Origin of the sequence: Microbacterium azadirachtae (genome assembly GCF_000956505.1) — a bacterium.
Classification (GTDB): Bacteria; Actinomycetota; Actinomycetes; order Actinomycetales; family Microbacteriaceae; genus Microbacterium; species Microbacterium azadirachtae_A.
In genome coordinates this window covers 16,678-39,250 of sequence record NZ_JYIX01000029.1, presented here as the reverse complement: position 1 = coordinate 39,250, position 22,573 = coordinate 16,678, and the positions used below count along the sequence as shown (strand labels likewise).

17 protein-coding genes and 1 riboswitch are annotated in these 22,573 nt (G+C 70.9%); of the genes, 11 read left to right on the top strand and 6 right to left on the bottom strand.

Going from position 1 to position 22,573, the window contains the following annotated elements; translation table 11 throughout:
* Positions 1-30 precede the first annotated feature (30 nt).
* Positions 31-2,214, top strand: coding sequence for an ABC transporter ATP-binding protein (locus RS86_RS05105; RefSeq protein ID WP_045271236.1), 2,184 nt, complete (start codon positions 31-33; stop codon positions 2,212-2,214).
* Between the two features lie 210 nt (positions 2,215-2,424).
* Here RS86_RS05105 and RS86_RS19800 read toward each other — a convergent pair whose 3' ends face one another.
* Positions 2,425-4,350, bottom strand: a complete 1,926-nt coding sequence (locus RS86_RS19800; RefSeq protein WP_052680085.1) for a hypothetical protein — start codon at positions 4,348-4,350, stop codon at positions 2,425-2,427.
* A gap of 107 nt (positions 4,351-4,457) precedes the next feature.
* A riboswitch (TPP riboswitch) is annotated at positions 4,458-4,567 on the top strand.
* Between RS86_RS19800 and RS86_RS05095 the strand changes: the two genes are divergently transcribed.
* From RS86_RS05095 to RS86_RS05085, 3 genes are all read left to right on the top strand, one after another.
* Entirely contained in the window at positions 4,563-5,204 is a 642-nt protein-coding gene (locus RS86_RS05095) for an ECF transporter S component (RefSeq protein WP_045271140.1), read from the top strand. (Overlaps the previous riboswitch by 5 nt.)
* Before the next feature lies 1 nt (position 5,205).
* Positions 5,206-6,660 carry an ABC transporter ATP-binding protein gene (locus RS86_RS05090; protein WP_082076579.1) on the top strand — a complete coding sequence of 485 codons (1,455 nt, stop codon included), beginning with the start codon at positions 5,206-5,208 and terminating at the stop codon, positions 6,658-6,660.
* Positions 6,657-7,490 carry an energy-coupling factor transporter transmembrane component T family protein gene (locus RS86_RS05085; protein WP_152642077.1) on the top strand — a complete coding sequence of 278 codons (834 nt, stop codon included), beginning with the start codon at positions 6,657-6,659 and terminating at the stop codon, positions 7,488-7,490. The genes RS86_RS05090 and RS86_RS05085 overlap by 4 nt, the downstream gene beginning before the upstream one ends.
* 71 nt (positions 7,491-7,561) lie before the next feature.
* Here the strand turns inward: RS86_RS05085 and RS86_RS05080 are convergent, their stop codons facing one another.
* Positions 7,562-8,221: a TetR/AcrR family transcriptional regulator gene (locus RS86_RS05080; protein WP_045271139.1), complete on the bottom strand. Its 660-nt coding sequence runs from the start codon at positions 8,219-8,221 to the stop codon at positions 7,562-7,564.
* A 210-nt stretch (positions 8,222-8,431) separates the two neighbouring features.
* On the opposite strand from RS86_RS05080, the gene RS86_RS05075 reads away from it, so the two are divergent.
* From RS86_RS05075 to RS86_RS05065, 3 genes are all read left to right on the top strand, one after another.
* Positions 8,432-9,739: an MFS transporter gene (locus RS86_RS05075; RefSeq protein WP_045271138.1), complete on the top strand. Its 1,308-nt coding sequence runs from the start codon at positions 8,432-8,434 to the stop codon at positions 9,737-9,739.
* A gap of 17 nt (positions 9,740-9,756) precedes the next feature.
* Positions 9,757-11,538 (top strand): glycoside hydrolase family 3 protein, encoded by a 1,782-nt coding sequence (locus tag RS86_RS05070; protein WP_045271137.1) that lies wholly within the window; start codon positions 9,757-9,759, stop codon positions 11,536-11,538.
* 333 nt (positions 11,539-11,871) lie between these two features.
* A complete protein-coding gene (locus tag RS86_RS05065) occupies positions 11,872-13,992 on the top strand; it encodes an MMPL family transporter (protein ID WP_045271136.1) in 2,121 nt (706 codons plus the stop codon).
* A 237-nt stretch (positions 13,993-14,229) separates the two neighbouring features.
* Here RS86_RS05065 and RS86_RS05060 read toward each other — a convergent pair whose 3' ends face one another.
* The gene (locus RS86_RS05060; protein WP_045271135.1) at positions 14,230-15,018 is read right to left on the bottom strand and encodes a helix-turn-helix transcriptional regulator; all 789 of its coding nucleotides are present in this window, start codon (positions 15,016-15,018) and stop codon (positions 14,230-14,232) included.
* Between the two features lie 138 nt (positions 15,019-15,156).
* Here RS86_RS05060 and RS86_RS05055 point away from each other — a divergent pair, with 138 nt between their 5' ends.
* Positions 15,157-15,948, top strand: coding sequence for a class I SAM-dependent methyltransferase (locus RS86_RS05055; RefSeq protein WP_045271134.1), 792 nt, complete (start codon positions 15,157-15,159; stop codon positions 15,946-15,948).
* Positions 15,949-16,169: 221 nt separating this feature from the next.
* On the opposite strand, the gene RS86_RS05050 is transcribed toward RS86_RS05055, so the two are convergent.
* Entirely contained in the window at positions 16,170-17,063 is an 894-nt protein-coding gene (locus RS86_RS05050; protein ID WP_045271133.1) for a helix-turn-helix domain-containing protein, read from the bottom strand.
* 102 nt (positions 17,064-17,165) lie between these two features.
* On the opposite strand from RS86_RS05050, the gene RS86_RS05045 reads away from it, so the two are divergent.
* From RS86_RS05045 to RS86_RS05035, 3 genes are all read left to right on the top strand, one after another.
* A complete protein-coding gene (locus tag RS86_RS05045; RefSeq protein WP_045271232.1) occupies positions 17,166-18,428 on the top strand; it encodes a multidrug effflux MFS transporter in 1,263 nt (420 codons plus the stop codon).
* Positions 18,429-18,439: 11 nt separating this feature from the next.
* Complete coding sequence (locus RS86_RS05040) at positions 18,440-19,468, top strand: zinc-dependent alcohol dehydrogenase family protein (RefSeq protein ID WP_045271132.1); 1,029 nt, start codon at positions 18,440-18,442, stop codon at positions 19,466-19,468.
* Between the two features lie 199 nt (positions 19,469-19,667).
* The gene (locus tag RS86_RS05035; protein ID WP_045271131.1) at positions 19,668-20,078 is read left to right on the top strand and encodes a cupin domain-containing protein; all 411 of its coding nucleotides are present in this window, start codon (positions 19,668-19,670) and stop codon (positions 20,076-20,078) included.
* Between the two features lie 194 nt (positions 20,079-20,272).
* Here RS86_RS05035 and RS86_RS05030 read toward each other — a convergent pair whose 3' ends face one another.
* Together RS86_RS05030 and RS86_RS05025 are read right to left on the bottom strand one after the other, a co-directional pair.
* Positions 20,273-21,436 carry a PQQ-dependent sugar dehydrogenase gene (locus tag RS86_RS05030; protein ID WP_045271130.1) on the bottom strand — a complete coding sequence of 388 codons (1,164 nt, stop codon included), beginning with the start codon at positions 21,434-21,436 and terminating at the stop codon, positions 20,273-20,275.
* 354 nt (positions 21,437-21,790) lie between these two features.
* Entirely contained in the window at positions 21,791-22,516 is a 726-nt protein-coding gene (locus RS86_RS05025; protein WP_045271129.1) for an aminoglycoside 3'-phosphotransferase, read from the bottom strand.
* Between the last annotated feature and the right edge of the window lie 57 nt (positions 22,517-22,573).

Here is a 22,573-nt window from a genome sequence, read left to right as displayed (position 1 = left end):
AAGTACGCCGGCGCGTCGGCGACCGTCGAGATGACCGACGCCGAGAAGGAGGAGGCCGAGCAGGCCGAGAAGGCGCGCCAGCAGGGCGGTGGGATGTTCGACGGCCCCGCTCCCGGCAAGGCGAGCCAGTTCGGCCCGAGCTTCAAGCGCATGATCGGGCTGCTCAAGCCCAGCGCCGTGTGGTTCGTGCTGGTCTCGATCTTCGGGGCGCTCGGCGTCGTGCTCGCCGTGGCCGCGCCGAAGGTGCTCGGCAACGCGACGAACATCATCTACGAGGGATTCACCTCGCTCGCTCTGGGCAAGGGGCAGAACGGCTTCCCCGGGTTCCCGAAGGACACCACGCAGGCACAGGTCGTCGAGCAGCTGCGCGCGGCGAACCAGAACCAGTTCGCCGACATGGTGGCCGCGTTCGCGCCGTTCAAGGTCGGCGACGGGATCGACTTCGGGCAGCTGCGCTGGGTGATCACCGCGGTGCTCGCGATCTACGTCGGATCCGCGCTGCTGAGCTGGATCCAGGGCTACGTCATCAACGTCATCATGGTGCGCACGATGTGGCGCCTGCGTGAGGACGTCGAGGCGAAGATCAACCGCCTGCCGCTGTCGTACTTCGACAAGGTGCAGCGCGGAGAGCTGATCTCCCGCGTCACGAACGACATCGACAACATCACGCAGACCATGCAGCAATCGCTGTCGGGCGCTCTCACCTCGGTGCTCACCGTGGTCGGCGTGCTGGTCATGATGTTCTCGATCTCGTGGCAACTGGCTCTCGTCGCCCTCGTGGCGCTGCCGCTCATGGCCGTGATCTTCGGCGTCATCGGACCGCGTTCGCAGAAGGCGTTCGGGATCCAGTGGAAGAAGGTCGGCCGTCTGAACGCACGCGTCGAGGAGGCCTTCTCCGGCCACGCGCTGGTCAAGGTCTTCGGTCGCGAGAAGGACGCTCTGGACAAGTTCCAGGTCGAGAACGAGGAGCTCTACCAGGCCGCGTTCAAGGCCCAGTTCCTGTCCGGGCTGATGATGCCGGCCATGACCTTCATCGGCAGCCTCACCTACGTCGGCCTCGCCGTGCTGGGCGGCCTCATGGTCGCGAGCGGCCAGCTCCGCCTCGGAGACGTGCAGGCGTTCATCCAGTACTCCCAGCAATTCACCCAGCCGCTCAGCGAGCTGGGCGGAATGGCGGCGGTCGTGCAGTCCGGCACCGCCTCGGCCGAGCGCGTGTTCGAGCTGCTGGACGCGGAGGAGCAGGATCCGGATGCCGAGGACGCACCCACCGTCACCGACGGCAACGGCGTCATCGAGTTCGAGCACGTCGCGTTCTCCTACACGGAGGACCGCCCGCTCATCACGGATCTGTCGTTCCGCGTGGAGCCAGGCCAGACGGTCGCGATCGTCGGCCCGACCGGTGCGGGCAAGACCACACTGGTCAACCTCATCATGCGGTTCTACGAGCTGAGCGGCGGGCGGATCCTTCTCGACGGGCAGGACATCGCCCAGATGGAGCGTTCCGACCTGCGCGCGCGCACGGGCATGGTGCTGCAGGATCCGTGGCTGTTCGCGGGCACGATCCGGGAGAACATCCGCTACGGCCGTTCGACCGCGACGGATGACGAGGTCATCGACGCCGCCAAGGCGACGTACGTCGACCGCTTCGTGCACGCTCTCCCCGAGGGCTACGAGACGAAGCTCGACGAGGACGCCTCGAACGTGTCGGCCGGTGAACGCCAGCTGATCACGATCGCGCGCGCGTTCGTCGCCCAGCCGTCGATCCTCATCCTGGACGAGGCCACGTCGGCCGTCGACACCCGCACCGAGCTGCTGCTGCAGCACGCGATGGCGGCCCTGCGGCACGGACGCACATCGTTCGTGATCGCGCACCGCCTGTCCACGATCCGCGACGCCGACCTCATCCTCGTGATGGAGCACGGCGACATCGTGGAGAAGGGCAATCACGAGGAACTCATCGCCGCGCAGGGCGCGTACTGGCGGCTGTACCAGTCGCAGTTCGAGCAGGCCGCGAGCGACACCGACGCGGACGAGGCGCTCGTCACCGGGACCGTCACGGTCCCGGTGGACGGATCCGTCGCGTCCGAGGTCGAGGCCGGTGCCGCCGCCGCGATCGGTGCGGGGACCGCCCCGGTCGCCGTCGCCGAACGCGTCATCGAGTCGGCCGAGTCGCCGGAGAGCTCCTCATGGGAGATCGAGGACGACAGGGTCTGACCCGGTCCGCACCGACGTGAGCGCCGTCGTCCTGTTCGCAGGGCGACGGCGCTTTCTCGTGGCGTGGCCGGGTGTGGCCGGCGTACTCGGCGCCTTGCGGCGTCGTTCAGGTCGCGATATTTGCTCTTCCGGGGCGGCAATAGCGGCAGAAAGTGCGACCTGAGCGGGGAAAGTGCGACCTGAACGGAGCCGGTGCGGCCGGATCCGGTCCTACTTCGTCAGGCCGAACAGCTCGAGGGGGTGCGTGAGGCGCCACCAGAAGCTCGGGCCGTGCAGGGCGGTGCGCAGCTCCAGGGGCACCGAGGCGGAGTCCAGCGGGCCCTTGAGGCTGAGCGTGCCCGCCTTCTCGCCGGCCTTCCAGTCGTTCCCGAGCGAGAACTTGGTGGTCGCCGTCGCGGAGGCGCCGTTCCACAGCACGACTCGAGCGCTGTCGGCGGCCACCACCTGGGTGGTCTCACCCCACGCCGTGTCGACCGTGCCGAGCGTCGCGCCCTTGTCCACCGTCTGCGGCTGGTCCTTCAGGGCTGCTTCGAGACCTGCGTACAGAGCACGCGAGGCATCGACCCGACCCGCGTCGCTGTCCTGACCGAGCGCGGCGACGTAGATCCGCACGGTGGCGTCCCCATCCGTGACGTCCTTGGCCGAGAGCAGGTTGTACCGGGTGTCGGCGCCGTCGCCGATCGTGCCGGTCTTGATGCCCACGATGCCGGCGTCGTCGATGAGGCCGTTGGTGTTCTTGACGACACCGGCGCCGGGCAGCTCGACGCTCTTCTGCTTCACGATCCCGGCGATCACGGGGTTCTTCTCGGCGATCTCTCCGAGCTGGATGAGCGCACGGGGGGTCGAGACGTTGCCGAAGTCGAAGCCGGAGGGCGTCACGACGGTGATGTCGGCGAGGTCGTGCTGGCTCAGCCACTGATTCGCGGCGGCCGCATAGTTCTCGTCCGAGCCCCACACCTCGCGGGCGAGACGGTCGGCGTAGTTGTTCGCCGAACCGAGCAGGATCCCCTCGTACAACTGGTACTGCGTGAGGGATCCGCCCACCGGGACGTCGAGCGCGGACTGATCCTGACGGAGGTAGTCCCAGTAGTCGTCGCTGTCGGCCTGCGTGAACGCGAAGGACGGACCCTGCTCGCCGGCCTTGAGTGGCATCTTGTCGAGTGAGGCGAGCACCGTCACGAGCTTCGTGATGCTCGCCATCGGAGCGTGCTGCTCCGCCGAGGCGACGGTGCCGATGCCGGCGACGCCCACGGCGGCACTGCCGATGGCGGGCCATGCCGCAGCGGCGGCAGGGGCGGCCGCAGGCTGGAAGGCGACGGGGGCTGCGACGGGCTGCACGGCATTGAGCGGCCAGAGCGTGGTCGCGGCACCGTACGCGATGACGACGGCGAGCACCCCGCCCAGCGGCAGCAGCACTCCTGGCCGGGCGAGGGTGCGGTGCGGGGCATCGTCCAGCAGCGCACGGGACGACGCCGCAGCAGCGGCCGCATTGCCGGCGCCGACCCGGGCCACGTCCACCCAGGCGAGCGCGGCGGTCGGGGTGCGGTCGGGGCCTCGGACGAGCGATGCCGAGGGCAGCGGCCGGGTCGTGCGCGCCCTGGTGGCGGGACCGGAAGCGGGGGTTGCAACAGGGGCAGAGGCAGGCGCAGCGGCCACGACGGGGGCGGTGTCTGTCGGAGTGTCCGACGGCTCGACCGGGGCCGGATCCGTCGCCGAGATCGCTGGGGCCTCGCCGATGGCAGACGTCTGGGAGGCCGTCGGGGCCGGTCCGGCGGCAGGAGTCGCGGAGGTCATCGAGGCTTCGCCGGTGGTGAGGCCCTCGGACGCCGCCGTCGCACTCTCGATCGTCCGATCCTTGTCGACGACCGATGCCGACGGGTCCGGGTCCGTCGTGCCTCCGAAAAGCGGTGCAGAGGTGGGGGCGTCCGGCGCGGGGAACAGCGGCTCAGCCACAGGGGCCTCGCGCGGGGGGAACAACGGCGCGGGTTCGGTCGGCTCCGGTGCGTCGGGGAACAGCGCTGCGGGTTCCGGTGCGGCCTCGTCGATGGCCGCGCGGGAGGCGTCGGCAGCGGGTGCGTCGGCGTCGGCGATCTCCGGATCGACCTGGGCGGCCCCCGGACCGTCGTCATTGTTCACCCCCCTACCGTATCTGGCGGCCCTGTCAACGGCGGGTATCGCGGGCGTTCTCGCGTCACGCCGTGTGACGAGGCGGTCGCCGGTGCGCCCCGGCGGGGCTAGGATGGGCGGATCACCACGGGAGTCCGGCGAGCCGGGCTGAGAGGGAGCGAATCGCGCTTCGACCGTCGAACCTGATCCGGATCATGCCGGCGCAGGGAGGAGCATTTCTCATGCATGCATCTGCAACCGCACAGAACGTGAACAGCAGCGGGGCGGTCGCACGTCGCCTGAACTGGCGCGTCGTCGACATCGTCGTGGCCGCCGTGCTCGGCGTCGCGATCGGCCTGGTCTTCTGGGTCTGGAACACGATCGGCTACGCCTGGTTCACCGCGGCCGACGGCCTCACCCCTGGTCTCGGCGGCATCGCCGTCGGGATCTGGCTGCTCGGCGGCGTGGTCGGCGGGCTCGTGATCCGCAAGCCCGGCGCCGCGCTCGTCGTCGAGGTCGTGGCGGCGATCGTGTCGATGCTGATCGGCAACATCTGGGGCGTTTCCACGGTGCTCGAGGGCATCGCGCAGGGCCTCGGGGCCGAGCTGATCTTCGCGATCTTCCTGTACCGCCGGTTCTCGCTCCCGATCGCCGCCCTCGCCGGCATCGCCGCGGCCGCGGGCGCCTGGCTCTTCGAGCTGTTCTACGGCAGCTCGCCGAACATCCTGAAGTCCGCCGAGTTCAATGCGATCTACCTCGGCGCCCTCGTCGTCTCGGGTGCCCTGCTGGCCGGAGTCCTCGGCTGGCTGCTCGTGCGCGCCCTCGCCGCGACCGGCGCTCTCAGCCGCTTCGCCGCCGGACGCGAGCTCCGCCGCGAGGTCTGACATGACCGCGGGTGCCGCGCGCGTCGTCGCGGACGGGTGGGGCTGGCGTTACGCCGGCCGCCGCCTGCCCGCGGTCAGCGACGTGACGTTCACGATCGAGCCGGGGGAGCGGGTGCTCCTGCTCGGTGCGTCCGGGGCCGGGAAGTCGACCCTCCTGACCGGCATGGCGGGGCTGCTCGGCGACGCCGACGAGGGTGAGAGCCGCGGATCCCTGCAGGTCGACGGATCCGATCCGGAGAGCCAGCGGGGCAGGATCGGTCTGGTCCTGCAGGATCCGGACGCCGGCGTCGTGCTGAGCAGGGTCGGCGACGACGTCGCCTTCGGCTGCGAGAACCTCGGCGTGCCCGCGGAGGACATTCCCGCGTGCGTCGCCGAGGCGCTCGGCGCCGTCGGCCTCGACGTGCCGCTGGACCGTCCCACGGCGGCGCTCTCGGGCGGTCAGAAGCAGCGGCTTGCGCTCGCCGGGGCTCTCGCCATGCAACCGGGGCTGCTGCTGCTGGATGAGCCGACGGCCAACCTCGACCCCGACGGCGTGCAGGAGATCCGCGCGAGCGTCGAGCGCGTCGTGGCCGCGACCGGAGCCACGCTCGTGGTCATCGAGCACCGCACTGCGGTGTGGGCGGATCTGATGACCCGGGTGATCGTCGTCGGCGCGGACGGCGGCCTCCTCGCCGACGGCCCCCCGGACGAGGTGTTCCTGGTGCACGGCGACGCCCTCGCGGAAGCAGGCGTGTGGGTGCCGGGGCATCCGGTGGGACTTCCGGTGCTGCCGGTGCGTCCGGCAGTGGACCCCGCCGATGCGATCCTCGCGGCCCGCGCTCTTGCCGTCACCAGGGATCGCCGTCATGCCGTGCAGCGCGGGCTCGACCTCGCGGTGCCGGATGGCGAGGCGACGCTGATCGTCGGTCCGAACGGCGCGGGCAAGTCCACGCTCGCGCTCACGCTCGCGGGGCTCCTCGACGCGCTCGACGGCACCGTTCAGGCGGCGGAGAGTCTCCGGGGGCGACGCGGCCGGGCTCCGATCCGCTGGACGTCGCGAGAGCTGCTCACCCGTATCGGGATGGTCTTCCAGGATCCCGAGCACCAGTTCCTCACGCAGACCGTGCGCGACGAGCTCGCGGTCGGGCCGCGCGCGCTCGGCTGGGACAAGGACCGGATCGACGCCGTCGTGGACGCCCTGCTGGAGCGGCTCGGGCTGACCGCGCTCGCCGCCGCGAACCCCTTCACGCTGTCGGGAGGGCAGAAGCGCCGGCTCTCGGTCGCGACCGTGCTCGCCGCCGCGCCCGCGGTGATCGTGCTCGACGAGCCTACCTTCGGGCAGGATCGCCGCGGCTGGATCGGCATCGTGAGCCTGCTGCAGGAGGAGATCGCCCGCGGCACGGCCGTCGTCGCCGTCACGCACGACGCCGACGTGATCCGTCACCTCGGCGGCCACCGGATCGAGCTGACCGCATGAGCACGGGTTTCGAAGCGCGCAAAACGCTCGATCTGTCGGCCGAACGCAGCCATTCGGGCGCTTCGAAAGCGGGCGCGGTATGGATCGACGGGGTCAACCCGGTCACCCGGATCCTGCTGGCGCTGCTGCTTTCGGTGCCGCTGTTCGCATCGATCGACGTCACGAGCGGGCTCGTCGCGATCGGGCTGCAGCTGCTGTGCATCCCGCTCACCGGACTCCGGCTCGGCACCGTGCTGCGCCGGCTCGCGCTGCTGCTCGTGATCGCGCCGGTGGCCGGCGTGAGCATGCTGCTCTACGCGGCGCCGGGCGGGCAGGTGTTCTTCAGTTTCGGGTTCGCGCACATCAGCGAGGCATCGATCCAGCTCGCGATCGCCGTGTCGATCCGCGTCGTGGCGCTGGGGCTGCCGACGATCCTGCTGTTCGCCCGCACGGATCCGACCGAGCTCGCCGACGCCCTCGCCCAGGTCGCGCACCTGCCCAGCCGCTTCGTACTGGGCGTGCTGGCGGGCACCCGGATGCTCGGGCTGTTCCTGGACGACTGGCGCACGATGTCGCTCGCCCGCCGGGCGCGCGGGGTGGGCGACCGCGGCGCGTTGCGACGCTTCTTCACGATGTCGTTCGTGCTGCTCGTGTTCGCCGTGCGACGCGGCACCAAGCTCGCTCTCGCGATGGAGGCGCGCGGATTCGGATCCGACATCCCGCGCACCTGGTCGCGCCCGTCCCGGCTGTCGGGGCGCGATGCGATCGCGCTGGCCGGAGGCGCGGCGATCATGGCGCTGTCGATCGCCGCCGCGGTGCTGTTCGGAACGTTCCGGTTCGTCTGGAGCTGAGGTCGGGCGACGGCCGGCACGGACCGCGAGACATCACTTCGAGCGCGAAGCACCACGCCAGGAGTGGTGTCTCACGCGGAAACGGGAGTCTCGCTGCTGGAGACCGGCGCCACGTCGAGAGGCACCACGTCGAGAGGCACCACGAGCAGTTCCTCGATGCGGCGGCGCACGGTCTCGGCCATGTCGACGGAGGTCGGATCCAGCAGCCACTGCAGTTGCAGACCGTCCATGAGCGCGGTGAGCTCGGCGGCGGCGCGGTCCTCGTCGACGTGCGAGGCGAGGTGGCCTGCCGCGCGTGCGTCCCGCAGGGCCTTCGCCGTGCCGGAGCGGATCCGCTGATAGCGACGGACGAAGTAGTCGTGCGCGGGATGCGAGGGGTCGGCCGCCTCGGCGGACAGCACGGCGTACAGGGCGATGATGCCGCCCACCTCGGTGTTGTGCCGGGCGAGATCGACCATGCCGCGCAGGATCCCGATGCCGTCCTGACCCTGCGAGCCATTGCGCCGGAACCGCTCGCGATCCTCGAGGTCCCTCGTCTCCAGCACCGCCTCCATGAGCGATTCCTTCGTGGGGAAGTGGTGGGCGAGGCCGGCACGGGAGATCTCGCAGACCTGCGCGATCTCGAGCATGGTGGCGCTGTTGAAGCCGACGCGTCCGAAGAGCGCGGTCGCAGCCGCGATGATCCGCTCCCGCCGGGCGCGGCCCGTCGTGTATCCGCGTTCGGTCGTCATCGGTGTCCCATCGTATGCGTCGGCGGGCGTCGTGCGGGGTTCTGCACGGTCCGGATCGGAGGAGGAAGGGGCCTCCGGAACAAAAACCTACACTTGTGCCGGTTTTCATGCTAGCGTGCGTCTACCGGATGAGCGGGGCAAGGACCAGCCCTATCGGATCCGGTGAGCACGACCCGAACCCGAAGTCCCACCCCGAACCAAGGACTGACAATGTCGTCGACTTCTTCTGACGCCCCAGAGGTGCGCGCGCCCATCACCGAGACCACGTTCGTGGCCACCGCCTCCGGCGAGGACGACCCGCCCACGCCCCGCAAGGGGGTCAGGCGCCTGCTGTGGTGGATCATCCCCGCGAACTTCGCCATCTTCGTGATCTGGGGCGCGGTGCCCGGGATCCTGCTGCAGGCCCAGATCATCGCGATGTTCCCGGATGAGAAGACCCAGGTCGCCAACATCGCGATCGTGTCGACGATCGGCGCCCTCGGTGCGATGATCGCCCAGCCCGCCGCCGGACAGCTCTCCGATCGCACTCGTTCGAGGTTCGGTCGCCGCGCGCCGTGGATCATCGCGGGCGCGATCGTGGGCGGCATCGCCCTCATCGCTCTCGGCTTCATGAACAATCTTGTGGGCATCATCGTCGCGTGGACGCTGATCCAGATCGCCTACAACTTCGCGCAGGGACCGCTCTCGGCGATCCTGCCGGACCGGGTTCCGGTCGCCCGCCGTGGCACGTTCGCGGCGCTCTCCGGCATCGGTCTCATGTTCGGCGCGCTCGGCGGCCAGATCATCGGCTCGCAGCTCGCGCACTCGATCACGCTCGGCTACATCATCTTCGCCGTCTTCGCCGTCGTCGTGCTGCTCGGTTTCGTTATCGCGAACCCCGACCACCCCAGCCTCAACTTCCAGAACGAGCCGTTCAGCTTCGGCGAGTTCCTGCGCACGTTCTGGGTCAGCCCGACCAAACACCCCGACTTCTTCTGGGCGTTCACGGGTCGTCTGCTGCTGTACACCGGGTACTTCGCCGTCACCGGGTTCCAGTTGCTGATCCTCAAGAACTACCTCGGTGTGAAGGATCCCTTCTCGGTGATCCCGCTGCTCGGCATCCTCAGCCTCGTCGGGATCCTCATCGCGACGGTGGTCTCAGGTCCGCTCTCCGACAAGGTCGGCCGCCGCAAGCCGTTCGTCTTCGGATCCTCCCTGCTCATGGCGGTCGCGCTGGTGTTCCCCATGATCTCGCCGTCGTACACGTCGTGGATGATCATGACCGTGATCAGCGGCTTCGGGTTCGGCATGTTCCAGGCCGTCGACACCGCCCTGATGAGCCAGGTGCTGCCGTCCGCCAAGAATTTCGCGAAGGACCTGGGCGTCGTGAACATCGCGGCGACGCTGCCGCAGACGTTCGCCCCCGGCGTCGCCGGTGCGATCGTGCTGGCGTTCGGATACGGAGCGCTCTTCCCGATCGCGATCGTGCTGAGCGTGCTGGGCGCGGTCAGCGTCTGGTTCATCAAGTCGGTCAAGTAACTGAGGAGAACATCGATATGACGGACACCGTGAACGAGGCCGTGCTGCCCTACCGCGACGCCACCCTGCCGATCGACGAGCGCGTCGAGGATCTGCTCGGCCGGATGGAGCTCGCCGACAAGGTCGGGATGCTGTTCCACACCATGGCGGCCTTCGCCGAACTCGACGAGGGCAACCCGACCTTCGGCCTTCCCTCGATCTCCTCGATGGTGCGCAAGCGCCGGATGAGCCACTTCAACCTGCTCGGCGCCGCACCCGGCGGTCGTGAGTTCGCGGCCTGGCACAACGCCCTGCAGCGGATGGCGCTGGACACCCCGCTGGGCATCCCGATCACGCTCTCGACCGACCCGAGGCACTCGTTCAGCGACAACCCGCTCACCTCGCTCATGGCGGGTCCGTTCTCGCAGTGGCCGGAGACCCTCGGTTTCGCGGCCCTCGGATCCCCGGAGCGCCTCGAGCGCTTCGCCGACATCGCGCGGCAGGAGTACCTCGCGGTCGGCCTGCGGGTCGCGCTGCACCCGCAGATCGACCTCGCCACCGAGCCGCGCTGGTCGCGGATCGCGGGCACGTTCGGCGAGGACGCGGACCTCACCTCGCGCCTCGTGGTCGGCTACATCCGCGGCTTCCAGGGTGAGGAGCTCGGGGCGGACTCCGTCGCGACGATGGTCAAGCACTTCCCGGGCGGCGGTCCGCAGCTCGACGGCGAGGACCCGCACTTCGCCTGGGGCAAGGAGCAGGTCTACCCGGGTGATGCGCGCGACTATCACCTGCGTCCGTTCATCGCGGCGATCGGCGCCGGCGCCACGCAGATGATGCCGTACTACGGCCAGCCCGTCGGCACCGACTGGGAAGAGGTCGGCTTCGGCTTCAACAAGGGCGTGCTCACGGATCTGCTGCGCGATGAGCTCGGGTTCGAGGGCATCGTCTGCACCGACTGGGGCCTGCTCACCGACGTCGTCGTGTTCGGCGCCGACATGCCCGCCCGTGCGTGGGGCGTCGAGGACCTCACCCGGCCGCAGCGCATGGTCAAGGCCCTCGACGCGGGCATCGACCAGTTCGGCGGCGAGCTGTGCACCGAGGAGCTCCTCGGGCTCGTCGAGCGCGGCGAAGTCTCGGAGGATCGTCTGGACGTGTCGGTGCGGCGGCTGCTGCGCGAGAAGTTCCGGCTCGGACTGTTCGAGAACCCGTTCGTGGACGAGGAGAGCGCGGAGTCCGTCGTCGGCCGTCCCGACTTCGTCGCCGAGGGGCTGGATGCGCAGAGCGACTCGCTCACGCTGCTCACGAACAACACCGTCGACGGAGGATCCCCGATCCTGCCGCTCGCGCGCGGCGTGAAGGTGTACGCCGAGGGCGTGGCCGCCGAGGCGCTCGCCGCATACGCGACTGTCGTCGAGAGCCCCGAAGAGGCCGACGTCGCGATCCTGCGCATCAAGGCCCCCTTCGAGGACCGCGACCGCGGCGGGTTCAGCGACCTGTTCCACTCCGGATCCCTGGAGTTCCCGGCCGAGGAGCACGCCCGCCTGGCCGCGATCGCCACCGCGGTGCCGACGGTGATCGACATCTACCTCGACCGTCCCGCCGTGCTCGGCGGTCTCGAGGAGGCGGCGCACGCCGTGCTCGCGGACTACGGCGCCTCGGACGAGGCCGTGCTCCGGGTGCTGTTCGGCGAGCGCGGGCCGCAGGGCGCGCTGCCCTTCGACCTGCCCCGTTCGGACGCGGCCGTCGCGGCGAGCCGCACCGACGTCGCGTTCGACACCGAGAACCCCACATTCCGGTTCGGTCACGGCCTGCGGTACTGACCGGCCCCTCTGCCCCGGGCGCCTCGAGATCACGGGGCGCCCGGCACCACGAACGCGGTCTCCTCCGGGAGGCCGTTGAGCGAGCCGGGCCGCCCTTCGTCTCGCCTTCGTCTCGCTCAGGGACCGATCCACGGACCGGTCCCTGAGCGAGGAGCGAAGCGCCCGATCCACGGACCGGTCCCTGAGCGAGGAGCGCAGCGACGAGACGAAGGGCGTCGCTTCGCTCGCTCGACGACCCCGGAGCGGCGGGGATCCGGTCTCGTCCCTTCGATCGATCTTTCGATCAACCTTGTGCACGATGGCACGCTGCGTGCACGCGGGTGGACTGGAGGCATGGCAGATTCCGTCGCGCGCTCGCGCCTCTCCGATGCTCTGACCTCGCGCCGCGGCGCGTGGATCTCGCTCGGGCTCGTCCTTCTCCTCATGGTGCTGCTGTTCGGCGCCTTCGGCTCGGCAAAAGCGCCGGGCGGCAATGCGCAGGCTCCGGCCGCATCGGAGTCGACCCGGGTCTCCGAGCTCCTGAAGACCTTCCCGAACGCCGATCGGCAGTCGGTGCTCGTCGTCGCTTCGCGGGAGGACGGCGCTGCGCTGTCCGAGGCGGACCTGGCGGGGCTGAAGGATCTGGTCCCGGTGCTGGACGCCCGCGCGGCGGCGGACCCGTCGGGACCCGTGGTCAGCGATGACAAGAAGGCTGCGGTGATCATCACCCCGATCACAGCCTCGGACGCGAATGCCGAGAACGCGAAGGCGATCGCCGCGCTGCGCTCGGATGTCGCCGCGCACGCGCCGGACGGCCTCACGCTGCAGGTCACGGGCGGGCCCGCTTTCGGCGCCGACATCGCGTCATCGTTCGAGGGCGCCGACTTCACGCTGTTGATCGTCACGATCCTCATCGTCGCGATCCTGCTCATCCTGACTTATCGCTCGCCGATCCTGTGGCTGATCCCGCTCGTGGTCGTCGCGCTCGCGGACGGACTCGCGGGCCGGATGACCGCGGCGGCCGGATCCGCGTGGGGCCTGCAGTTCGACGCGGGCATCATCAGCGTGCTGGTGTTCGGCGCCGGCACGAACTACGCCCTGCTGCTGATCTCGCGCTACCGCGAAGAGCTGCAGCAGGAGACCGATCACCGTCGCGCGCTCAGCACCGCCTGGCGCAAGACGGCACCAGCGATCGTCGCCTCGAACGTCACCGTGGTGCTCGCGCTCCTCACGCTCGTGCTGGCCGTGATCCCCGGGACGCACGGGCTCGGGATCTCCTCGGCGATCGGCCTGCTGATCGCACTCGCCTCCGTCCTGTTCCTGCTGCCGCCGCTGCTCGCGGTGTGCGGGCCGAAGGTGTTCTGGCCGTTCGTGCCGCGTCCCGGTGAGCAGCGCAGGCAGGGACGGGCGTGGCGCGGGATCGCCGGCGGCGTCGTGAAGCGCCCGCTCGTGGCCCTGCTCGCGGGCGGCGCGCTGTTGGCGGTGATGGCCGCGGGCCTGTTCGGCACCTCGGTCGGGCTCGACCAGGTGGAGAAGTTCCGGGTGCCCTCGGAGTCGGCGGCGGGGCTCGAAGTGTTCTCTGCGCACTTCCCTGCGGGTGAGGCGCAGCCGATCCTCGTGGTCGCCGATTCGGCGCAGACTCGGGACGTCGTCGCGGCGGCGAAGGACGTCGAAGGCGTCGTGCGCGCGCAGCCGGTCGGCACGACCGAGGACGGCGACCTCACGAAGATCATGGTGACCAGCGACTACGCCCCGAGCACCGAGAAGAGCCTGAACCAGATCACCGAGCTGCGCGCCGCGGTGCACGCCGTGCCGGATGCGCACGCCCTCGTCGGCGGGGCGGTCGCGACGGACGTCGACGCCCGCACCGGCAACCGGCAGGATCTGCTGCTCATCGCGCCCCTCGTGCTGCTGGTCAGCTTCCTGGTGCTGCTGATCCTGCTGCGCTCGGTCGTGGCCCCCGTGCTCCTGCTCGTCGTGAATCTCGCCAGCGCGCTCGCCGCGATCGGTGCGGGCGCGTGGCTGAGCCGGGTGCTGTTCGGTCAGCACGCGCTCGACCTGCAGGTGCCGCTGCTCGCGTTCCTCTTCCTCGTCGCGCTGGGCATCGACTACACGATCTTCCTGGTGCACCGCGCCCGTGCCGAGGCCGCAGCGCACGGCACGAGGGTGGGGATGGTCGAGGCGATCGCGCACACCGGCGGCGTGATCACGAGTGCGGGCATCGTGCTGGCCGCGGTCTTCGCCGCGCTCGGCGTGCTGCCCCTGGTGACCCTCGGCCAGCTCGGCCTGATCGTCGGTGTCGGCGTGATCGTGGACACGCTCGTGGTGCGCACCGTGATCGTTCCCGCGATCTTCGCTCTCCTCGGCGACCGGATCTGGTGGCCCGGCCGCCTGCGCCGTGAGGCGCCGGCGACGGCGTCCGGGGAGGCGGGCGTGGAGGGTCCGGATCTCGTCTCCTCTCCTCGGGGCCGTTGAGTGAAGACGCCGAAGGCGACTTCCTGCCGGGGTCGTTGAGCGAAGACGCTGAAGGCGACTGAGACGAAACGCGGTGCGCCGACGGACTCGATCCGCGAGCGCACCGCGTTTCGTCTCGCTTCGCTCGCTCAACGACCCCGGGGGGAGCGGAGCGGGGAAGCGACCCCGGGGGGAGCGGAGCGGTGCAACGACCCCGGGGGGAGCGGAGCGGTGAAGCGACCCCGGCGGAACGGGTCTTCAGACGGCGGGGAGCCAGAGGGTCATCCGCACGCCGTCCTCGGGGAGGTGCAGCACCTCGTAGCGGCGGGCGGTGACGGTGCCGTCGGCCGAGCGCACGTGCGTGATGTCGCCGCGACGGCGCTGCACGAGGTGACCGCTCCACCAGGTCCGGAACAGCGGGCTCTGCGCGCTCAGCTCCTCGACGAGGGCGGAGAGCTGCGGATCCTGCAGATCGTCCACGTTGGCGGCGCGGAGGTGCGCGACCGCGCCGCGGGCCAGTTCCTCCCACTCCACGAACGTCTCGCGGGCACGCGGATCGAGCAGCAGGGAGCGGCACGTGTTGCGCTGCGCGGGCGGGAGATCGGCGAGCCCCTCGTGAAGCGCGAGCCCCTCGGGGTTCGCTGCGACGACCGTGCTGAGCCGGTCCAGGACGTAGGCCGGGTTGGGGCGCACGGCGTCGACCAGCATCGTCATGCGGGCCACCAGAGTGGCGTCGGCGGCGGGCGGATCCGCGGGCTCGGGGCGTGCGGCACCGGGGTGGGCGTCGCGCAGCCGGTGCAAGTGGTGGGTCGCGTCCTGGTCGAGCCGGAGCGCGCGGGCGAGGGCGTCGAGCACGGCGTCGCTGGGGTGCGTCTCGCGTCCCTGCTCGAGGCGCGTGTAGTAGTCGGCGCTGATGCCGGCGGAGGTCGCGACCTCCTCGCGGCGCAGGCCCGTGGTGCGGCGGCGTGCGCCCGGTCGCGGCGCCTCCGTCTGCAGCCGGGCGTCGGTGCGCCGGGCGCGGAGGAAATCTCCGAGTGCGTTCGACATCCGCGGCCTCCTGGATCCTCCGCATCAGCGAGCGCCGCCGAACGAGGGTGCGGCGCTCCTAGGAAGACTACGGTCTTCCGCGCGGTGCGCCGAACCGGAACGCTGGGGAGCGAAGCCCCCTGGAACAGAGGAGACCCGATGGCCGCCTACACACACGGACACCACGATTCGGTGCTGCGATCGCATCGCTGGCGCACCGCGCAGAACTCGGCCGCGCACCTGCTGCCGCACCTGCGTCCGACGGACCGCCTGCTCGACGTGGGTGCGGGGCCCGGCACGATCACCGCGGACCTCGCCGGACTGGTCGCCGAGGTCGTCGCCACGGAGATCGGCGCGGAGGAGCTGCGGCTCAGCCGCACCACCGCGGCCGAACGCGGCGTGACGAACATCGAGTTCCGCGTCGCCGACGTGCACGCCCTCGACTTCCCAAACGACAGCTTCGACGTGACGCACGCGCACCAGGTCCTGCAGCACGTCGCGGATCCGGTCCAGGCACTGCGGGAGCTGGCCAGGGTGACCAAGCCGGGCGGGATCATCGCCGTGCGCGACAGCGACTACGGCGGCTTCCGGTGGTGGCCCGCCGTGCCGGCGCTGGACACCTGGCTCGACCTCTACCGCACCGCGGCGCGCGCGAACGGGGGTGAGCCGGACGCCGGCCGGGTGCTGCTGTCGTGGGCGCACGCGGCGGGGCTGACCGACGTCGTGGCCACGTCGAGCACCTGGTGCTACGCGAACGACGAGGACCGTGCCTGGTGGGGCGGCATGTGGGCGGACCGGATCCTCGACTCCGCGATCGCGCCCCAGCTCCTGGAGTCGGGAGCGGCGAAACCCGACGATCTGCGGCGTGTCAGCGAAGGCTGGCGCGAGTGGGCGGCCAGCGAAGACGGCTGGCTCTCGGTCCTGCACGGCGAGATCCTCTGCCGCGTGTGACCCTGTTCCCGCTCCCGCTCCCGTTCCTGTTCCCGTTCCCGTTCCCGTTCCCGTTTCCGTTTCGTTCCCGTTCCCGTCTCCCACTTCCGAGTCGTCCCCGTGAGCGCACGCCATAGGGTCCGCTGGCGGGGACGACGCGAAGGTGGGGGAGCCAGAACGAGGAGTCGTCCCCGTGAGCGCACGCCATAGGGTCCGCTCACGGGGACGACGCGAAGCGGGGGTCAGGCGTCTGCGGCGGAGATCGACGGGCGCTCGGACTCCTGCGTGGCGGCCCAGGACGCGAGCAGCGCGAGACCCTCGGCCGACGGCGAACCGGGCTCGGCGGTGTAGACGAGGAGCACGTTGCCCGGCTCCGCGGTGATCGCCAGCTCCTCGTACGCGAGGGTCAGCTCGCCCACGACCGGGTGGCGGAAGTGCTTGGTGCCGGCTCCGTGGCGACGCACGTCGTGCTCGGCCCAGAGCCGGCGGAAGACCTCGCTCCGGGTGGACAGCTCGCCGACGAGCTCCTGCAGCGCGGTGTCGTGCGGATCCCGCCCGGCCTCCGCGCGCATCACGCCCACGCACATGTGCGCGAACAGATCCCACTCGGGATAGAAGTCGCGAGCGGCCGGATCCAGGAACTGGAAGCGAGCCAGGTTCGGAGTGCGCCCGCCGTCGCCGATCACGGGGGAGTAGAACGCCCGCCCGAGCGCGTTGGTGGCGAGCAGGTTCTGCCGCGGATCGCGGACGAAGGCCACGCCATCGGTGATCGAGGACAGCGCCCATTGCAGACTCGGACGCAGCGGCGCGGGTCGACCGCTTCCCCGCCGCCGTGCACGACCGCTGGTGGGGATGCCATCGGCCGCACGCGCCAGGTCGAGGAGGTGGGCGCGCTCGGCGTCGTCGAGCTGCAGCGCGTCGGCGAGCGCGTCGAGCACCGCCGCCGAGGCTCCGGCGATCGCGCCGCGTTCGAGCTTCGCGTAGTACTCCACGCTGACCCCGGCGAGCGCGGCCACCTCGCTGCGGCGCAGACCCTCCACGCGGCGGTTCGCGCCCGCGGGCAGCCCGGCGGCCTCGGGGGAGACGCGGGCGCGGCGGGTCATGAGGAACTCGCGCACCTCGGCTCTGTTGTCCATGCACAGCAGGGTAAGCCGATCCCGTCACCGGAGGGAGGCCCTGCCGGTACACCCCTCGACAGGGACTCCCACCAGCGCAGGATCGAGCGGAGAGTGGTCCTCATGAACCGCACCGATCCCGGATCCGCCGCGCGCCCCACGGTCTCGAGACTGCTGCCGTCGCTGCTGCTCCTGCTCACCGTGTTCGGCCCGATCTCGATGGACCTCTACCTGCCCGCACTCCCGGCCCTCACGCGCGAACTCGGGGCGGCGACCTCGATCGCCCAGCTGACCGTGACCGCGTGCCTCATCGGGCTCGCGCTCGGCCAGCTCGTCGCGGGCCCCCTCTCGGATCGCTTCGGACGACGGGGGATCCTGCTGATCGGGGTTGCGGCTTACATCGGCACCTCGCTGCTCTGCGCGGCGGCGCCCTCGGTAGGCCTGCTGATCGCGGCCCGTTTCGTGCAGGGCCTGGCCGGAGGCGTCGGGATCGTCATCGCGCAGGCGGCAGGCCGCGACGTTCATGCGGGCGGAGCGCTCATCCGCTTCTACGGCCGTCTCACGGTGGTCGGCGGATTCGCCGCGATCGTCGGACCGCTCCTCGGCGGTGCGCTGAGCACGGTCGCCGACTGGCGCGGGCTGTTCCTGTTCCTCGCCGTGATCGGATCCGCGATCCTGCTGATCACCCTGCTCGCCTTCGGGGAGACCCTTCCCGCCGCCGACCGAACGGTCGGCGGGCTGCGGCGCACTCTGCAGGACTTCCGTACGCTGCTGGCCGACCGGATCTTCCTCGGCGCGGTGCTGAGCCAGGGGTTCCTGTACGCGGCGGTGTTCGCCTATCTCGCCGGCGCGACGTACGTGCTTCAAGACGTCTACGGCCTGTCGCCGCAGGGGTACGCCCTCGCGTTCGGCGCGAACTCGGCCGGCTTCATGGTCTTCGGCTACTTCGCGGGCCGTGCCGCCGAGCGGTGGAGCGTGCGCGGCACGCTCACCGTGGGAGTCGCGATCACCGGCCTGGGCGCCCTCGGGCTGCTCGCCGCGGGGATCGCCCCGATGCCGCTGTGGGTCGTGCTCGTCTCGCTCTTCGCCCTCGCGAGCGGCGTCGCGACGGCCTCCCCGCCCGCGACCACCCTCGCGCTCGTGGAGTATCCGCAGATCGCGGGCACGGCGTCGTCGCTGCTCGGAATGGTCGGGGGTATCGCCGCTCCACTCGTGGGCATCGCGGGCGCCGCCAGCATCCTGCCGCTCGGACTCGTCACCGTGGCCGCGACGGTCCTCGCCGCGGTCTCGTTCGCGGTGCTCGCCCGTCCCCGACGGGGCGGCGCCCCCGCTCCCGGGCCCGGCGGCCCTGCCACCACCACTGCCACTGTCATCACTGCACACTGAGGAGAACGATCATGCGTGGAGTCGTCATGCACGCCCCGGGCGATGTCCGGACCGAAGAACTCGAGATGCCCGTCATCCTCGAGCCCACCGACGCGATCATCCGCGTCACCGCCACCTGCATCTGCGGATCCGACCTGTGGCCCTACCGCGGCGCCGAGGCGATCCGCGCCGGCGGGCAGCGCATGGGTCACGAGTACATCGGGGTCGTCGAGTCCGTCGGCGGCGAGGTGGCCCGGATCCGGCCCGGCGATCACGTCGTCGGATCCTTCGTCGCGAGCGACAACACCTGCGAGATCTGCGCGGCGGGGTATCAGTCCCGCTGCGTGCATCAGGTGATGATGGGCTCGGTCGGCACCCAGGCGCAGTACGCGCGGATCCCGCTCGCCGACGGCACGCTCGTCGTGACGCCGGGGGAGCTGCCCGCCGACCTCATCCCTTCGCTGCTCGCGGCGTCCGACGTCCTCGGCACCGGCTGGTTCGCCGCCGTGGCCGCCGAGGCGGGCCCCGGCAAGACCGTCGCCGTCGTGGGGGACGGGGCCGTCGGGCTGCTGGGCGTCCTGGCGGCGAAGCAGCTCGGTGCGGAGCGGGTCATCGCGATGTCCCGTCATGCCGATCGGCAGGCCCTCGCACGCCGCTTCGGAGCGACGGACATCGTGACCGAGCGCGGTGAAGAGGGGGCGGCCCGGATCAAGGAGCTCACGGGCGGCCTCGGCGCGCATTCCACGATCGAGGCGGTCGGAACCCAGGAGTCGATGGAGCAGGCGATCCGCGCCACGCGCGCGGGAGGCCACGTCGGCTTCGTGGGCGTGTCCCATGACGTCGCGCTGGACGGAGCCGAGGTCTTCTTCTCGAGCGTGCATCTGCACGGCGGACCGGCGCCGGTGCGTCGCTTCCTGCCGGAGCTCGTGGATCTCATCTTCCAGCGGCGCATCGATCCCGGCGCCGTCTTCGACCTGACCCTGTCGATCGAGGATGCGGCCGAGGGCTACCGGGCGATGGACGAGCGCCGCGCCACCAAGGTGCTGCTCACGACCGACTGAGCACCGGTGGATCCGGCTGGATCCATCGGGGCCCACTGAATCCGGGTCGTCCCCGTCAGCGCACGCCATAGAGTCCGCTGACGGGGACGACCCGGACGTACGGCCAGACCAGATCTCGGTCGTCCCCATGAGCGCACGCCATACAGTCCGCTGACGGGGACGACCCGGAAGCGGAAGCAACAACAGAGGAGAAGCTGGAATGAACATCGAATCCGCCGTGCCCACGGTCAAGAACCCGCCGGAGCAGTTCCACGGTGACGTGTGGCTCGATCGCATCGCCACGCCGCATGAGGCCGATCAGCGCATGACGGTCGCCCTGGTGCGATTCGCACCCGGCGCCCGCACGGCCTGGCACTCGCACGCTCGAGGCCAGTTCCTCCGCGTGACGAGCGGCGTCGCTCTCGTGGGCGATCGGGACGGAAACGTCGTCGAGCTGCATCCCGGGCGGACGCTCTACACCCCGCCCGGCCAGGACCACTGGCACGGCGCCACAGCGGACTGCTTCATGGAGCACCTCGCGATGCTCGAGGCCGGCGACGATCCCGCCACCACGACGGTCTGGAAGGAACACGTCACCGACGCGGAGTACGCCCGCCGCCGCGCCGAGTGATCCCGCCTGCTTCCGGGCCCCCGTTCGGGCAGTGCCTCACCTTCGAGTCGTCCCCGCGAGCGCACGCCATAGGGTCCGCTGACGGGGACGACTCGAATCGGGGCAGCCAGGACCGGGAGTCGTCCCCGCGAGCGCACGCCATAGGGTCCGCTCACGGGGACGACTCGGAAGTAGGGAGAAGGACGGGGCGGGGGTCAGCGGCGACGGGGGAGCTGGAGCAGGCGGTCGTCGGCATCGCCGGGGGAGCCTCGGCCGTCGGTGTTGTTCGTGAGCACCCAGAGTGCGCCGTTCGGGGCGGCCACGACGTCGCGCAGGCGGCCGAACTCGCCCGTGTACGCGGCCTGCGGCTGCGGATCCGGTGACCTGGTGTCGAGCGTCCACAGCCTCTCGCCCCGCAGACCGGCGACGTAGACGACGTCATCGACGATCGCGATGCCACTCAGACTGGCCTCCGACGGACGCCAGGTCACGACAGGATCGATCGCGTCGGCGGCGCCGGCGCGGCCCTCGTGGTCGGGCCAGCCGTAGTCACCGCCGGGCTGGATGCGGTTCAGCTCGTCCCAGGTGTCCTGCCCGAACTCGCTCGCCCACAGCGTGCCCGCGGTGTCCCACGCCAGCCCCTGCACGTTGCGGTGCCCGAGGCTGTACACCGCGGTGCCGAACGGATTGCCCGGCGCGGCCCGGCCCGTGGGCGTGAGCCGCAGGATCTTGCCGCCGAGGTAGTCGCGATCCCGCGCGCGATCGCGCTGCCCGGCGTCGCCGGTCCCGACGTAGAGCATCCCGTCCGGGCCGAACGCGATCCGCCCGCCGTCGTGGTTCCCCGCTCGGGGAATGCCGGTGAACACGACTTGCGCGCTCGCCGGATCGAACCGCAGCGCACCCGGATCGCCGGTGAGACGCAGCCGCACGACGCGGTTGTCGGCGGCGGTCGCGTGATACGCGTAGAGCCAGCGCGTTCCGCCATCGTCGTGGATCGCGAGCCCGTTCAGTCCTGCCTCGCCCCCGGAGACCACGTCGGGGACCGTGCCGACGTCGTGCACTCCGCCGGCCGGGGTCCACTCGAGCACGCGCCCGTCGTCCCGCTGCGAGATGAGCGCCCCCGATCCGATCGGCGCGATCGACCAGGGCGCGACGAGCCCCGTCACCAGAACGGACGGCGAGTCCGGCACCGACGTCGGCGCCGAAGACGAGGACGAGGGCGACGGGGTCTGCGCGGACGCGACGGGTCCCGTCGGCGTTCTCGTCACGGGCGGTGGGGTCGTCGGCGCGCACGCCGTCAGCGCGAAGGCGGCCAGTGCGATCGCGACCAGGGCAGCGATGCCTGAGCGCGCTGCCTCGCCCTTCCCGGACCCGCTCATGACCACCTCCCGATGTCAGTGCGTCCTCTCAGGATCCTCGCCGTCCGCGATTCTCGCCAGAGCCGCCGCCCGCGCCCAGGTCGCCCCGGTTGGGCAGGCCCATCTCGAGTCGTCCCCGGGAGCGCACGCCATAGCGTCCCCTGACAGGGACGACTCGGAGATGGGGGGAGCCAGAATCCGAGTCGTCCCCGGGAGCGCACGCCATAGCGTCCCCTGACAGGGACGACTCGGAAGTGGGGGGAGCGAAGAGCCGGCGAGCCCTCGTCCGACCGGCGAGCCCGCGTCCGACCGGCGAGCCCCGCGTCCGAACCGGCGACGCCGCGTTGCCGGCGAAGCCGCGTTCCGGCCGACGCCTCAGGTCGCGTCCCAGAGGTCGCGGTAGTAGGCGAGGCGCTCACGATCCGGATCCACTCCGTACGCCTCGATGAGGAGGTCCTCGTATCCGGGACCGTAGTTCCACTCGGTGCTCATCGAGGCGACCGCGATGTCGGCCCAGCGGTCCGCGGTTCCGAGCGCGCCGAGGTCGACATGCGCGATGCCGCGACCGGCGCCGTCGAGCAGGGTGTTCGGCACGCAGGCGTCGCCGTGGCAGACGACGAGGCGGTCGATCGGCGGGGCCGCGTGCAGGCGTTCCGGCACGACGATCCCGCGCTCTGCGGCGTTCGCGATCCGGTCCTCGACGCTCCAGCTCCACGGGCATTCGTCGCTGGGCAGGGCGCCGTGCAGCCGGCGCAGCGCCGATCCGACGGCGCGCACGGCGATCTCGGGCCGTGCGATCCAGTGCGGATCCACGGCGCTGCGGCCCGGGATCGATGCCGTCACGAGCCATTCGTGCGTGCGATCCTCGCCCTGATCCAGGACCTGCGGCACCAGGGTCCAGGCGTGAGCCCAGCGCATCCGCTCCGCCTCCGTGCGCATCGTCGCCTCCCGGTGCCGCGGGCCCCACTTGAGGAATCGGCCGTCGTCGGTGCGGAAGGTGAGTCCGCCGATCCCGTTCTCCCACACCGGGGTGAGTGCGGCGGATCCAGCCAGCTCCCTCACCCGATCGGGCACGGTCACGTCGTCGACGGGGATGCTCATGCACCCATCCTGCCCGCACGAGAACGAAGGAGAGCCGGCATCGCCGGCCCTCCCTCG